Origin of the sequence: Leifsonia sp. McL0607, assembly GCF_049993355.1 — a bacterium.
Lineage (GTDB): Bacteria > Actinomycetota > Actinomycetes > Actinomycetales > Microbacteriaceae > Leifsonia.
In genome coordinates this window covers 724,584-739,302 of sequence record NZ_CP188253.1, presented here as the reverse complement: position 1 = coordinate 739,302, position 14,719 = coordinate 724,584, and the positions used below count along the sequence as shown (strand labels likewise).

Annotated in this window: 9 protein-coding genes; 7 read left to right on the top strand and 2 right to left on the bottom strand. The window is 67.0% G+C overall.

What is annotated here, in order from left to right; genetic code table 11:
• Positions 1-10: 10 nt before the first annotated feature.
• The 4 genes from ACPPVW_RS03580 (at position 11) to rpoC (ending at position 9,985) form a co-directional block, all read left to right on the top strand.
• Positions 11-1,042, top strand: coding sequence for an SDR family oxidoreductase (locus ACPPVW_RS03580; RefSeq protein WP_426625167.1), 1,032 nt, complete (start codon positions 11-13; stop codon positions 1,040-1,042).
• Between the two features lie 373 nt (positions 1,043-1,415).
• A complete protein-coding gene (locus tag ACPPVW_RS03575) occupies positions 1,416-2,198 on the top strand; it encodes a M20/M25/M40 family metallo-hydrolase (protein ID WP_426625166.1) in 783 nt (260 codons plus the stop codon).
• A gap of 363 nt (positions 2,199-2,561) precedes the next feature.
• Positions 2,562-6,059, top strand: a complete 3,498-nt coding sequence (gene rpoB / locus ACPPVW_RS03570; RefSeq protein WP_426625165.1) for a DNA-directed RNA polymerase subunit beta — start codon at positions 2,562-2,564, stop codon at positions 6,057-6,059.
• A 50-nt stretch (positions 6,060-6,109) separates the two neighbouring features.
• Positions 6,110-9,985, top strand: coding sequence for a DNA-directed RNA polymerase subunit beta' (gene rpoC, locus ACPPVW_RS03565; RefSeq protein ID WP_426625164.1), 3,876 nt, complete (start codon positions 6,110-6,112; stop codon positions 9,983-9,985).
• A 68-nt stretch (positions 9,986-10,053) separates the two neighbouring features.
• On the opposite strand, the gene ACPPVW_RS03560 is transcribed toward rpoC, so the two are convergent.
• Together ACPPVW_RS03560 and ACPPVW_RS03555 are read right to left on the bottom strand one after the other, a co-directional pair.
• A complete protein-coding gene (locus ACPPVW_RS03560; protein ID WP_426625163.1) occupies positions 10,054-11,325 on the bottom strand; it encodes a type II toxin-antitoxin system HipA family toxin in 1,272 nt (423 codons plus the stop codon).
• Entirely contained in the window at positions 11,325-11,594 is a 270-nt protein-coding gene (locus tag ACPPVW_RS03555; protein ID WP_426625162.1) for a helix-turn-helix domain-containing protein, read from the bottom strand. The genes ACPPVW_RS03560 and ACPPVW_RS03555 overlap by 1 nt, the downstream gene beginning before the upstream one ends.
• Positions 11,595-11,789: 195 nt before the next feature.
• On the opposite strand from ACPPVW_RS03555, the gene ACPPVW_RS03550 reads away from it, so the two are divergent.
• The 3 genes from ACPPVW_RS03550 (at position 11,790) to ACPPVW_RS03540 (ending at position 14,625) form a co-directional block, all read left to right on the top strand.
• Positions 11,790-12,020, top strand: a complete 231-nt coding sequence (locus tag ACPPVW_RS03550) for a hypothetical protein (protein ID WP_426625161.1) — start codon at positions 11,790-11,792, stop codon at positions 12,018-12,020.
• A 92-nt stretch (positions 12,021-12,112) separates the two neighbouring features.
• Positions 12,113-14,089, top strand: a complete 1,977-nt coding sequence (locus ACPPVW_RS03545) for a hypothetical protein (protein WP_426626244.1) — start codon at positions 12,113-12,115, stop codon at positions 14,087-14,089.
• Between the two features lie 44 nt (positions 14,090-14,133).
• Positions 14,134-14,625 carry a DUF6121 family protein gene (locus ACPPVW_RS03540; protein WP_426625160.1) on the top strand — a complete coding sequence of 164 codons (492 nt, stop codon included), beginning with the start codon at positions 14,134-14,136 and terminating at the stop codon, positions 14,623-14,625.
• The last annotated feature ends 94 nt before the right edge of the window (positions 14,626-14,719 follow it).

Sequence of the window (14,719 nt, the reverse complement as noted above, 5' to 3'; positions counted from 1 at the left end):
GGATGTCGTCATGGTGGATCGTGTGCTGGTGACGGGTGGGTCGGGGTTCGTCGGTGCGCACTGCGTGCTCGCGCTGCTGGAGGCGGGCTACGAGGTCCGCACGACGATCCGGTCGCCGCAGCGGGCGGCCGACGTGCGCGCGCAGCTCGCCGCCGGAGGCAGTCCGGACGCGGGGGACCGACTGGAGTTCGCGGTCGCCGACCTCCTGGACGACGCCGGCTGGCCCGAGGCGGTCGCCGGCTGCCGATTCGTGCTGCACGTCGCCTCCCCGTTTCCGATGACTGAGCCGAAGGATCAGGACGAGCTGGTGCGTCCGGCCAGGGAGGGCGCCCTGCGTGTTCTCCGCGCCGCCAGGGACGCAGGGGTGGAGCGGGTTGTCCTCACGTCGTCGTTCGCGGCGATCGGCTACGGCCACGCGCCGACGGATCGCCCCTTCACGGAGGTCGACTGGACCGAGCTCGACAGCGGCCGCCCGATCAGCGCCTACGTCCGCTCCAAGACGCTCGCGGAGCAGGCGGCGTGGGCCTTCATCCGGGAAGAAGGAGGCGACCTCCAGCTCGCGACCGTCAACCCGGTCGGCATCCTCGGCCCGGTGCTCGGCCCCGACTACTCGAGCTCGGTCGAGCTCGTGAAGCTGGTGCGGGAGGGCCGCCTCCCACGGCTGCCCGACGTGTACTTCGGCGTCGTGGACGTGCGCGACGTCGCGGGTCTGCACCTACTCGCCATGATAAGACCCGAGGCCGCGGGCGAGCGGTTCCTCGCGACCGCCGGCGACGCCCTGAGCGCGTCGGAGCTCGCCCTGCTGATCCGCGGTCACCTCGGCTCGCCGGCGGGCGATCGCGTGCACACCGGCATGATGCCGTCGTGGGTGATCAAGGCCGCCGCCCCGTTCAGCAGGCGGGTCCGCGGCTCGCTGTCCGACATCGGCGTCTACCGCAACGGGTCGTCCGCGAAAGCGCGCACGCTCCTCGGCTGGAGTCCCCGGTCCCGTGAAGAGGCAGTGTTCGCGACCGTCGACTCCCTTCCGCCGCGGTTGCACTGACCTGGCGGACCGCTCGGCGAAAAGGCGCCCCTTCAGCTGCGCGATTATGCATGTAAAATCTTTTCCGTTAACGTCACACACTATGAAACATTACAAAGATATTCGTGCACTGTCCGAGAGCAGTCGCGGCGCTCGCCGTGCCTCGCTCGGTGTCGTCGCCGCGGTTGCCGCGGGTGCCCTGCTCGCGGGGTGTGCCTCAGCTTCGGACGCGGACCTCTCCCCCGGCGAGAAGGGGCAGACCACTCGTGTTCTGACGCAGATCTCCGCGATCGCGTCGGAGCACGGGGGCCACCGTGCGGTCGCATCCTCGGGCGGAATCGCGACCGGGGATTACATCGTCAAGGAACTTCGGGACATGGGATTGTATCCCAATATGGTGGGGTTCGAGGGCGCGACCGAGGACGGCACAAAGTACAAGGGCTACAACATCATCGTCGACGTGGTCAAGGGCCGGTCTGATAACGTGGTGATGTTCGGCGCGCATTACGACTCCATCGGCGTCCCCGGCGTCGACGCCAAGACTCCGCCGTCCGACGCCACGAGCACCTCGACGCCCCAGTTCGGCAGCCCGGGCATGAACGACAATGCCTCCGGTGTGGCCGCTCTGTTGTCGATCGCCGCGTCCAACGTCGGTGCGAAGGACCGGGTGAAGACCCTGCGTCTGGCGTTCTGGGATGCGGAGGAGCAGGGCCTGAAGGGCTCGCGGAACTACGTCGAGTCGCTGAGCGACGCGGACAAGTCCACTCTGTCCGCGTATGTGAATGCCGATATGTTGGCGACCAAGGGCGGTATCGTCAGCATCGTCGACGCGGACAAGTCCGGCAGTGCAACGTATGACGAGTCGGCCCAGTCGTGGGCTGAGGATCTCACGTTCTCCCCCGAGGAGGTCGAGCTGGAGAAGCAACTGCGGAACGCGTACCCGGCGGGAACAGAGTTCCTCGAGTCGTTCGACGCGGTGACGGGCAGCGACGGGAATCCCTTCCACCTCGCGGGTGTCCCGACCACCGGCATCGGCACGGTCTCGAAAGACCCGAAGGTCTACCTCGCGCCGTGCTACCACCAGGCGTGCGATGACATCACCAACATCGACAACGATGTCCTCGCGAAGAACGAGAAGGCGCTCAACGGTCTGGCCCTCACTCTGACCACCTCCTGACCGGTCCCGAAACGTGAGTTGTTGCGGGTATCCTCCCGGGGATACCCGCAACAACTCACTCTTCGCGGGGCTTGGCGCGCAGCGCTGGGGCAGCGCTGGGTGGTTATACACCTGGGGTGCGGGGCGGGTCAAGAAAAAGACTGGACAGGGCGCGTCAGTTTGACATATAGTGGTTCTTTGCGCTCCCAGCGCACACCCTTGCCTTCATATTGCGGTCGGCTCTGACTTTCCACGCACGCGTCTGGGCCCGGTTCACCGGGTCAGATACGGCGCCGCGCGACGTGTCTGGGAGTCCTCGTCCCTCATAACACCACATCTCGACCGACAGTAACTCGCCCGACGGGGCCCACGGAGGTTATTTCCTTGGCTGCTGCGCGCAACGCAACCAACACTGACAAGACACCCAAGAACGGACGAGCCGCGTCTCGTCTTTCGTTCGCCAAGATCACGGACACCCTCACCGTTCCCGATCTGCTCGCTCTGCAGACGGAGAGCTTCGACTGGCTGGTCGGAAACGACGCGTGGAAGGCACGCGTCGCCGAAGCCGAGGCCCAGGGGCGTCAAGATCTGCCCGCCAACACGGGCCTCGAGGAGATCTTCGAGGAGATCTCTCCCATCGAGGACCTCGGCGAGACCATGCAGCTCTCGTTCACGAACCCGTTCCTCGAGGAGAAGAAGTACTCGATCGACGAGTGCAAGGAGAAGGGCAAGACCTACGCGGCCCCGCTCTACGTCGAGGCCGAGTTCATGAACCACCTCACGGGCGAGATCAAGACCCAGACGGTCTTCATGGGCGACTTCCCGCTCATGACCGAGAAGGGCACCTTCATCATCAACGGCACCGAGCGTGTCGTCGTCTCGCAGCTCGTCCGCTCGCCTGGCGTCTACTTCGAGGCCGCAGCCGACAAGACGTCCGACAAGGACATCTACTCGGCGCGCGTCATCCCGAGCCGCGGCGCGTGGCTCGAGTTCGAGATCGACAAGCGCGACCAGGTCGGCGTCCGCATCGACCGCAAACGCAAGCAGTCGGTCACCGTGTTCCTCAAGGCCCTCGGCCTCACCAGCGAGGAGATCCTCAGCGAGTTCGCCGGCTATCAGTCGATCGAGCTGACCCTCGAGAAAGACGCCATCCTCACCAAGGAGGAGGCGCTGAAGGACATCTACCGCAAGCTGCGTCCGGGCGAGCAGGTCGCCGCCGAGGCCGCGCGTGCGCTGCTGGACAACTTCTACTTCAACCCGAAGCGCTACGACCTCGCCAAGGTCGGCCGGTACAAGATCAACCGCAAGCTGGGTCTGGAGGCCCCGCTGACGGACTCCGTGCTGACCGTCCAGGACATCCTGGCGACGATCAAGTACCTGGTCGCTCTCCACGATGGTCAGACCAAATTCAGGGGCCTGCGCAACGGCATCGAGACCGACATCCGTCTCGACACCGACGACATCGACCACTTCGGCAACCGTCGCATCCGCGCCGTCGGCGAGCTCATCCAGAACCAGGTCCGCACGGGCCTGAGCCGCATGGAGCGCGTCGTCCGCGAGCGAATGACCACGCAGGACATCGAGGCGATCACCCCGCAGACCCTGATCAACGTGCGACCGGTCGTCGCCGCGATCAAGGAGTTCTTCGGAACCTCGCAGCTGTCGCAGTTCATGGACCAGAACAACCCGCTCGCGGGTCTGACCCACAAGCGCCGTCTCTCGGCGCTCGGCCCGGGTGGTCTGAGCCGTGAGCGTGCTGGCGTCGAGGTCCGCGACGTGCACCCGTCGCACTACGGCCGCATGTGCCCGATCGAGACGCCGGAAGGCCCGAACATCGGTCTGATCGGCTCGCTCGCGTCGTTCGCGCGGATCAACTCGTTCGGTTTCATCGAGACCCCGTACCGCAAGGTCGTCGAGGGTCGCGTGACCGAGCAGATCGACTACCTCACCGCTTCGGAGGAGGACGACTTCGTCGTCGCGCAGGCCAACGCCCCGCTCGACGCGAACGGCCACTTCGTCGAGGAGCGCGTGCTCGCCCGTCAGAAGGGCGGCGAGGTCGACCTGATCCCCGCCGACGAGATCGGCTACATGGACGTCTCCCCGCGCCAGATGGTGTCGGTGGGTACCTCCCTCATCCCGTTCCTCGAGCACGACGACGCCAACCGAGCCCTCATGGGTGCGAACATGCAGCGCCAGGCGGTGCCGCTGCTCCGCTCGGAGAGCCCGGTCGTCGGCACCGGTATGGAGGGCTACGCGGCCATCGACGCCGGTGACGTGGTCACCGCCGACAAGTCCGGCGTGGTTTCCGAGGTCTCGGCCGACGCGGTCACCGTCCAGGCGGATGACGGCACGATCAAGACCTACTACCTGCGCAAGTTCGACCGCTCCAACCAGGGCACGTCGTACAACCACCGCGTGGTCGTCGACGAGGGCGACCGGATCGAGGCGGGCGAGGTCGTCGCAGACGGCCCGGCCACCGAGAACGGCGAGCTCGCGCTCGGCAAGAACCTGCTCGTGGCGTTCATGCCGTGGGAGGGTCACAACTTCGAGGACGCGATCATCCTCAGCCAGAACCTGGTGAAGGACGACACCCTCTCCTCGATCCACATCGAGGAGTACGAGGTCGACGCCCGCGACACCAAGCTGGGCAAGGAGGAGATCACCCGCGACCTGCCGAACGTCAGCCCGGACCTCCTGGCCGACCTCGACGAGCGCGGCATCATCCGTATCGGCGCCGAGGTGCGCCCCGGCGACATCCTCGTCGGCAAGGTCACCCCGAAGGGCGAGACCGAGCTGTCGGCCGAGGAGCGCCTGCTCCGCGCGATCTTCAACGAGAAGAGCCGCGAGGTGCGCGACACCTCCCTCAAGGTCCCGCACGGCGAGGAGGGCACCATCATCGGTGTCAAGGTCTTCGACTCGCAGGACGGCGACGACGAGCTTGGCTCCGGCGTGAACCAGCGCGTGGTGGTCTACATCGCTCAGAAGCGCAAGATCACCGCGGGTGACAAGCTCGCCGGCCGTCACGGCAATAAGGGCGTCATCTCGAAGATCCTCCCGGTGGAGGACATGCCGTTCCTCGCGGACGGCACGCCTGTCGACGTCATCCTCAACCCGCTGGGTGTCCCCGGTCGAATGAACTTCGGTCAGGTCCTCGAGATCCACCTCGGCTGGATCGCGAAGAACGGCTGGGAGATCTCCGGCAAGCCCAAGTGGGCCGCCGACCTCCCGACGTCCGCCCACGCCGCAGCGCCCAACACCAAGGTCGCGACCCCGGTGTTCGACGGTGCCAGGGAGGAGGAGATCGCGGGTCTGCTCGACTCGACCCTCCCGACGCGCGACGGCGACCGTCTGATCGGCTCGTCCGGCAAGACGCAGCTGTTCGACGGCCGTTCCGGCGAGCCCTACCCGGACCCGGTGTCGGTCGGCTACATGTACATCCTGAAGCTGCACCACCTGGTCGACGACAAGATCCACGCGCGTTCGACCGGCCCGTACTCGATGATCACCCAGCAGCCGCTCGGTGGTAAGGCGCAGTTCGGTGGTCAGCGCTTCGGTGAGATGGAGGTGTGGGCCCTCGAGGCCTATGGAGCCGCGTACGCGCTCCAGGAGCTCCTGACCATCAAGTCGGATGACATCCTCGGCCGCGTCAAGGTGTACGAGGCCATCGTCAAGGGTGAGAACATCCAGGAGCCGGGCATCCCGGAGTCCTTCAAGGTCCTCATCAAGGAGATGCAGTCCCTCTGCCTGAACGTGGAGGTCCTCTCGGCCGACGGCCAGGCGGTCAGCCTGCGCGACGCCGACGACGAGGCCTTCCGCGCTGCGGAGGAGCTCGGCATCAACATCTCCTCCCGGTTCGAGTCGTCGTCGATCGACGAGATCTGACCCGGTAGCCAGACCCACCTGACGAATTCTTTTACAGGAGAGAGTGAACATTGCTCGACGCAACAACTTTCGATGAGCTGCGTATCGGACTGGCCACCGCTGACGACATCCGTCGCTGGAGCTACGGCGAGGTCAAGAAGCCCGAGACGATCAACTACCGCACGCTGAAGCCCGAGAAGGACGGCCTGTTCGGAGAGCAGATCTTCGGCCCGTCCCGCGACTGGGAGTGCTCGTGCGGCAAGTACAAGCGCGTCCGCTTCAAGGGCATCGTGTGCGAGCGCTGCGGCGTGGAGGTCACCAAGTCCTCCGTGCGCCGTGAGCGCATGGGGCACATCGAGCTGGCCGCGCCGGTCACGCACATCTGGTATTTCAAGGGTGTGCCCAGCCGCCTCGGCTACCTGCTCGACATGGCGCCTAAGGACCTCGAGAAGGTCATCTACTTCGCCGCGTACATGGTGATCGAGGTCGACGAGGACGGCCGTCACGCCGACCTCCCCGGCCTCGAGAACGAGCTGCGCCTGGAGATCAAGACGCTGGCCGACCAGCGCGACGCCCGCGTCGCCGAGCGTCTGCAGCGCCTGGAGACCGACCTCGCCGCCCTCGAGGAGGAAGGTGCCAAGGCCGACCAGAAGCGTCGCGTCAAGGACAGCTCCGAGAAGGAGATGGGCCAGATCCGCAAGTCCTACGACGAGGACATCGCCCGTCTCGAGCGCGTGTGGGAGTCCTTCCGCACCCTCAAGGTCGGCGACCTCAAGCCGGAGGACGCCGACTTCAACGAGCTGGTCGACCGCTACGGCCTGTACTTCGAGGCGTTCATGGGCGCCGAGGCGATCAAGCGCCGCCTGCTGTCCTTCGACCTGGCCGCCGAGGCGGAGCTGCTGCGCGAGCAGATCGCCAACGGCAAGGGTCAGAAGAAGATCCGCGCCATCAAGCGCCTGCGTGTGGTGTCGTCGTTCCTGGCGACCGGCAACTCGCCGGCCGCGATGGTCCTCGACGTCGTCCCGGTCATCCCGCCGGAGTTGCGTCCGATGGTCCAGCTCGACGGTGGCCGCTTCGCGACCTCCGACCTGAACGACCTCTACCGCCGCGTGATCAACCGCAACAACCGTCTGCGCCGCCTGCTCGACCTCGGTGCCCCCGAGATCATCGTGAACAACGAGAAGCGCATGCTCCAGGAGGCCGTCGACGCGCTGTTCGACAACGGCCGCCGCGGCCGCCCGGTCACGGGCACCGGCAACCGCGCGCTCAAGTCCCTCAGCGACATGCTGAAGGGCAAGCAGGGCCGGTTCCGCCAGAACCTGCTCGGCAAGCGGGTGGACTACTCGGGCCGTTCGGTCATCATCGTGGGTCCGCAGCTCAAGCTGCACCAGTGCGGTCTGCCCAAGCAGATGGCTCTGGAGCTGTTCAAGCCGTTCGTGATCAAGCGCCTGATCGACCTGAGCCACGCTCAGAACATCAAGGCCGCCAAGCGCATGGTGGAGCGCTCGCGTCCGCAGGTGTGGGACGTGCTCGAGGAGATCATCCGTGAGCGCCCCGTCCTCCTGAACCGTGCGCCCACCCTGCACCGTCTCGGCATCCAGGCCTTCGAGCCGCAGCTCGTCGAGGGCAAGGCCATCCAGCTCCACCCGCTGGTGTGCGCCGCCTTCAACGCGGACTTCGACGGCGACCAGATGGCCGTGCACCTTCCGCTGTCGGTGGAGGCCCAGGCCGAGGCCCGCATCCTGATGCTCGCCTCGAACAACATCCTGAAGCCGTCCGACGGCCGCCCGGTCACCCTGCCTTCGCAGGACATGATCATCGGTCTACACCACCTCACCACCGTCCGCGAGGGCGCCGTGGGCGAGGGTCGCGCGTTCTCCTCGGTCTCCGAGGCGATCCTCGCGAAAGACCAGGGAAGCCTGCACTTGAACGCCAAGGTGAAGATCCGCCTGGACGACTACGTGCCCTCCGACGCGGCCGACACCGGTGCCGAGCCGATCACCGCGATCGTGGAGACGACGCTGGGCCGCGCCCTCTTCAACGAGGCGCTCCCGGCCGACTACCCCTACGTGGAGGATGTCGCCGACAAGAGCACGATCTCCTCGATCGTCAACGCCCTGGCCGAGCGGTACCCGAAGGTGGAGGTCGCCGCGGCGCTCGACCGGATCAAGGACGCCGGCTTCTACTGGGGCACCCGGTCGGGCGTCACGGTGTCGCTGAGCGACATCCTGACCCCGCCGAACAAGGCGCAGATCGTGGCCGGCTACGAGAAGAAGGCCGCCAAGATCACGGCGGAGTTCGAGAAGGGTCTCACGACCGACCTCGAGCGTCGCCAGGAGCTGGTGAAGATCTGGACCGAGGCGACCAACGAGGTGGCCGAGGCCATGCGCGCCAACTTCCCGGCCGACAACACCATCAACCGCATGGTGACGTCGGGTGCCCGTGGTAACTGGCTGCAGGTGCGCAACATCGCCGGTATGCGTGGTCTGGTGAACAACCCGAAGGGTGAGATCATCCCTCGTCCGATCATCTCCTCGTACCGCGAGGGGCTGTCGGTGGCGGAGTACTTCATCGCGACGCACGGTGCCCGTAAGGGTCTGGCCGACACGGCTCTCCGTACGGCCGACTCGGGCTACCTGACCCGTCGTCTGGTAGACGTCTCGCAGGATGTCATCATCCGCGAGGACGACTGCGGCACGACCAAGGGGCTCGACCTCCCGATCGCGACCGTGGGCGCCGACGGCACCCTCACCCGCGACCCGAACGTCGAGAACTCCGTGTTCGCGCGTACACTCGCGGCCGACGCGGTGGGCACCGACGGCACCGTCGTGGCGAAGGCCCGCGAAGACGTGGGCGACGTGCTCATCGACAGGCTGGTGGCCGCCGGGGTGACCGACATCAAGGTCCGCTCGGTGCTCACCTGCGAGTCGGCAGTCGGCGTCTGCGCCGCCTGCTACGGCCGTTCGCTCGCGACCGGCAAGCTCGTCGACATCGGCGAGGCGGTCGGCATCATCGCCGCCCAGTCGATCGGTGAGCCCGGCACGCAGCTGACCATGCGTACCTTCCACACGGGTGGTTCGGCCTCCGCGGACGACATCACCCAGGGTCTGCCGCGCGTGCAGGAGCTGTTCGAGGCGCGCACCCCCAAGGGTGCGTCCCCGATCGCCGAGGCCGCCGGCCGCATCGTCATCGAGGAGACGGACAAGTCCCGCAAGGTCATCCTGACCCCGGACAGCGGCGACGAGCCGCACGTCTACCCGGTGCTGAAGCGTTCGACCCTCCTGGTGGAGGACGGACAGCGCGTCGACCTCGGCCAGCAGCTGATCGTCGGCACCGTCGACCCGAAGGAGGTCCTCCGGGTCAAGGGTGTCCGCGAGGTGCAGAAGCACCTCGTCGGCGGCGTGCAGGGCGTCTACCGCTCGCAGGGGGTGCCGATCCACGACAAGCACATCGAGGTCATCGTCCGTCAGATGCTCCGCAAGGTCACTGTCGTCGACCATGGCGACACCGACCTGCTGCCGGGTGAGCTCGTCGACCGCTCGCGGTACAACGAGATCAACCGCGCGGCTCTGACCGAGGGCAAGAAGACGGCGTCGGCCCGTCAGGAGGTCATGGGCATCACCAAGGCCTCGCTGGCGACCGAGTCGTGGCTGTCGGCCGCGTCATTCCAGGAGACCACCCGCGTTCTGACGCAGGCGGCCATGGAGGGCAGGTCCGACCCGCTGATCGGTCTCAAGGAGAACGTCATCATCGGTAAGCTCATCCCGGCCGGCACCGGCCTGCAGCGCTACCGGAACGTCACCGTGGAGGCGACGGAGGAGGCCAAGGCGGAACGGTACCCCAACCGCATCTTCGCCGACGACTCCGCGTTCAGCGAGAACGACCTGAGCTTCGTCGACTTCGACAGCTTCAGCTCGGACGACTACACCCCGGGCACCTACAACTGAGCGTGTAGGTAGCTCGTATCATGACGGCCCCCGGCTAGTGCCGGGGGCCTTCGTGCGTGTCGGGGCGGTCAGAGCGCGGCGATTCCTTGGCGGACTCTGCCTGTGACCCGTTCCCGGAACTGCGCGACGAACTCAGCGTCGGCGGCAAGAGAAGCAGGCTCAGCGCAGGCGGCGTCGATCGAGGTCAGGACCCTCTCGCTCCTCCCGCGCAAAGACTCCAGGAACATCTCATCGGCGAGTCCGAGGCGCTGTGCCTCAGCTGACCACTGCTCACGGCCGATGTCAGCGATACGGTAATGACCGCCCACACTCTGCGCGATTTTCGCGCGATCGGGACGGTATCGCTTATAGGGCGCGAGGCTTGCGATGTCATACAGCGGCGCGAGAGCGGTGTGCCGATCATGCAGCAGAATCGAATAGTTCTTCGCGTGACTGTCCGGCGCTGCGATCAGCCAGTTGAACGCTGTCGCGAGCAGGAGGCGCGTGATCGTCGCCCGAGCTTCGTCTGAGCGCTGCGCATCGCGGATGAGCTCCGCCATTCGCAGGAGGCTCGGGCCACCGTCCTCCTGATACTTCTGGGCAGGCGGGACGGAGAGGGCCTGGCAGAAGTCCTCCTGATGCAGCCGGGTCAGCCCATCTGAGGTGCGGCGCCGATCGTAACGCTCCACGACGATGGCGACGTGTCCCTCGAAGGACTCGATTCTGCTTCGAGCGGCAGGAAGACCTGCGAGGGATGCGATTCTGAGACACAGGTGCTCGTTGAGCGCGCTCGACCGAAACTGCAGCATTCCCGGCTTGAAGATATGCGTGGTCGGAGTGGAGCCACGAGGGCGGCCCCACCGACCGTCCTCCCGAAGAAGAGCGAACTTCGCCTGGGTGCCGGCGAGACTGAATCGGCCGTCGTCATCCTCGAATGACCACGAGTCGGGATCCTGCCGCAAGTCCTCGAGATGCTCGCCGATGTCGTGCTCTGTCAGCCATTCCGTCGGTTCTTCTCGCTGCGCTTGTTCGAGGTCGGACATGGGGAAGAACCGCACCGCCCCTGCGCAGTCACGCCCATAGTGTTCGAGCAGCGAGAACGCATTGTTCTCGTCTGCGTGCGGCCGTGCGAGGAGCGCCCAGCGCCTGAGGGTCTCGGCGTTATCGGGCAAGAGCCCCCAGAGGAAGGGCTGAACCGTGCCTGAGGGATGCTCGCCTCGCCGCAATGGCATGGACAGGGAGAGGGGAGTCGCCTCTGGCCCCCGGAGATATTCGTCGTCGTATTGGAATGTCGAGGCCCGTACTTCACAGGAGAGCGTTCCGGCGCGGTCGTCGTTCATGAAGACGGCCAGTCGTCTCATCACCACGTGGGTTCACCGGTGAACGACTGCACATAGTCGTTCAGGTCGAGACCATTTCGGATCTGTTGAGGCTCCAACCTGAGTTCGAGAGACAGCTCGGTGAAGGTGCGCAAAAGAGGCCCCAGCTCGGCGCGAGCGTTGCCCCGTTCCAGGCGTACGACCCACTGGCGTGCGACGCCGACGCGTTGAGCAAGCTCTTCCTGCGTCAGGTTCAACTCGCGCCGACGGCTTTTCAGCCATGTGCCCAAGTCGTAAGCAGAGATGCCCATGTCGACCTCCTCGGAACGATTGAAATGTACGCGAGCAAGTACATTCTTGTCATGTACGCGAAAGCGTACACCATCCGTAACGTACGCGAATGCGTACACAGCGGCTCTGGTACGCGAACGCGTACGTTTAAGCATTTGTACGCGTATGCGTACATCGTCACTGCGTCGCGTGACGCGCAGGCGACAATGGAAGGCGTGTGGAGGCAGCTTCTGGAGTACACGGACACGGTCGGTCGCTCGATGCTGGGCTTCGCCGCCGTCGCGCTCCTCGTCGCCGTCGTCAGTTTCGTCGTGGGCATAGTCCAAGCAGTCTCGGGGAATGCCGCCGTCACCCTCCCGCACTGGCTGACCACCATGGCCTGCGCCGTGCTCGCCGGCGTCCTCGTCTACCTCGCCAGCCGCCGCGGAGACCTCCGCCGCCGCTAACACCCGAGTACGCGGATTCTCCGTGTACTCGGCCGTTTCTGACCGATCATGCGCGTACTCGGCTGCTATCCGAGGAGGTCCCCGTGGCTTCCATGACCGAGATCCTCATTCTTCACGGCAACCTGCCCATCGAGTACCTGGACGCGAGCGAAACGGCCTCGGAGGAGTCCGTCGTGCTCGATCTGCTCGATCGCGGCGGGATCACTGCGCAGCAGCTCGCACGCGCCCGCGCCGCGCCGGCCGGCGCGAACCTCACGGAGCTCAAGGTGCAGCTCACCGACCTGCAGCGGTCCATTCCGGCGAGCCCGTCCCTGGACGAGCTGCTCGTCGACCTGCGCGCACTCGCGGCGAGCACAGGGACGACGATCTCGCACTTCGATGCGGGCGATGCTGTCGCGTACACGCCGCCGGCCGCGCCGGCGTCGACGGCGCCGAGCTCGGGGGGCGCCGCCTCGCCGTCACCCACCCCGACGCCGACCCCCACCGCTGCCACCCCGGCGAAGCCGGAATCCCCGAAGACGACGACGAACTCGCTGATCACGCAGAGCAACTTCGTCGCCATCCCGGTCACGATCGGCGTCGACGGCACCACGGACATTGCCGTCGCGTTCTTCGGCGCCCTCCAGCGCGTGACGCGCCTGGTGCTCGTCACCGAGTTCTCCGGCAACGAAGGCAAGGGCAGTCCAGGTGCGGCCGGCAGCAGTGGCGCGTCGGCGATCACGTACACGGGTCAAAGGACTCGTCTACGTTCTCGCCGATCCAGCGCATCCCGCCTCCACGCCCGCGTCGACGCCCGCCAAGTGACCGGCACCACCTCCCTGGACTTGCCTCGCAGCATTGCTACAGTGGCACCACGGAGAGGTGCCCATCGGGGCGGAGCGAGGAGTGCCAGCATGAGCGACACGACACCGGAATCCGCTGACAAGCGGGCCGATGCGGGGCGGGACGCGCCTGACCTCGAGCCGGCCGCCGCGTCGGCCGCTGCCCACCCGGCGCCAGCCGGACAGCCACCCGAGTCCGCTGCGAACGGCTCCGCCGAGCCGCGCGACACCGATCCGGATATGGCCGCCCCGCCGTCTGGACCGGTCGCCGCTCGCGGTCACGTCAACCGTCCAGCAGACGAGAGAGCGCCGGTGACCCCGGTGACACCGTCCCCCGCCGCTCCCGCACCGGCAATCGAGCCGGAGCCCGTCACGGCCTCCGACGACGACATCGCGGCTGCCGTCGCGCGCACGAACGGCGAGTCCGGGCCGACTGCCGCCGGCGATGCGACCGTCGACACGGCATCGCCCGCGCAGTCGGCCGCACCCGTCATCATCGCGGGGGAGGCCGCCCGGCAGCAGATCGCCGGCCAGCAGGCTGCCGGCCCGACGCCCGACGCCCAGACGCCCGCAGTCGCCACCGCCGCCTACGCCGCCCAGCCGGGCGAGGCGACCTGGGCTCCCGAGCCGGCCGCGGCGCCCCCGATCGCGCCGCAGCCCGTCGCGCCGATCTTCTTGCAGCGCCCCGAACCGCCCACGCGCAAGAGCAACCGCGGCGTCGGCATCCTGATCGCGCTGGTCGGAACGGTGCTGTTCGCCGTGCTCTGGGCGGTTGCCGTGGTCGTGGTCGGCGCGATGCTGACCCCCAGCAGCGACTTCATCCCGTCCCTCATCCAGTTCTTCACCAGTCGCCTGGCCGGGTGGGCGCCGATCGTCGCCTTCTTCGTCGGCCTGGTCGTGCTGATCCAGATCATCAACCGCGCGCGCTGGTGGGCCTACATCCTCGGAGGCCTGTTCGTCGCGATCTTCGTCTACCTCGTCTACATCGGCGCTGTGCTGCTGGACAACCAGTTCTTCCAGCGAAACGCCGGCGAGCAGCAGCTCCTGCTCCGCCAGGCGTGGGTCGCCCCGTTCGCCGTCCTCGCGGGCGTGATCGCCCGGGAGGTCTCCATCTGGACCGGCGCCTGGCTCGCCGCCCGCGGCCGCAAGCTCAAAGCCCGCAACGCGGAGGCGCAGGCCGACTACGAGCAGCAGGTCGCCGACGCGCAGAACCAGGCCGCCAACGCCTACGCGCAGCAGGGGTACTGACCGGTCCCAGCCGGGGAGCACCGAGTCGAGGAGCACTGAGCGCCATGCGTGACGACCGCGCCTACGCGACCGTCGTCGCGTGCTTCGCGGCCGGCCTGTACCTGGCCCTGCTGGTGGCCGCCTTCGGTCTGATCTCGCTCGCCACCGACACCGAGGTGATCGCCGACCCGGCGGCCGGGCCGCTGGTCGGACCGATCATGACCGGCGCCGCCGTCGCCGTTCTTCTGGTGGTGCTGATCGTCACCGGCACGCGGGTGCCCGGCGATGAGCAGCGCATCGCGCCGCTCACCGCGATCGGCTCCGGGATCGCCTGCTTCCTCGCGTACTGCGTGGCCGGGGGAGTGGCGGGCGCGTTCGTCGCGGGCGACGTCCTCCACTTCGTGCTGTTCGCGGTGGGCCAGCTGGGCAGTGCCTACGCGATCACGGTCGGCGTCGCCGCGTTCATCGTCACCCTGCTCTATCAGCTCGTGCTCGTCGGCCGGTTCCGCCAGCGCGGCCGGCCGCGCTGGCCCTGGGAGCGCGACGACGAGGAGTGACCCGGGCGATCCCGGTCGCCTTCGCGGGGATTCTCACGTTCGGCGGCAGCGACCTGCTGTTCGTTCCGCTCCACAGCGACGGCAGCGAGCCCGA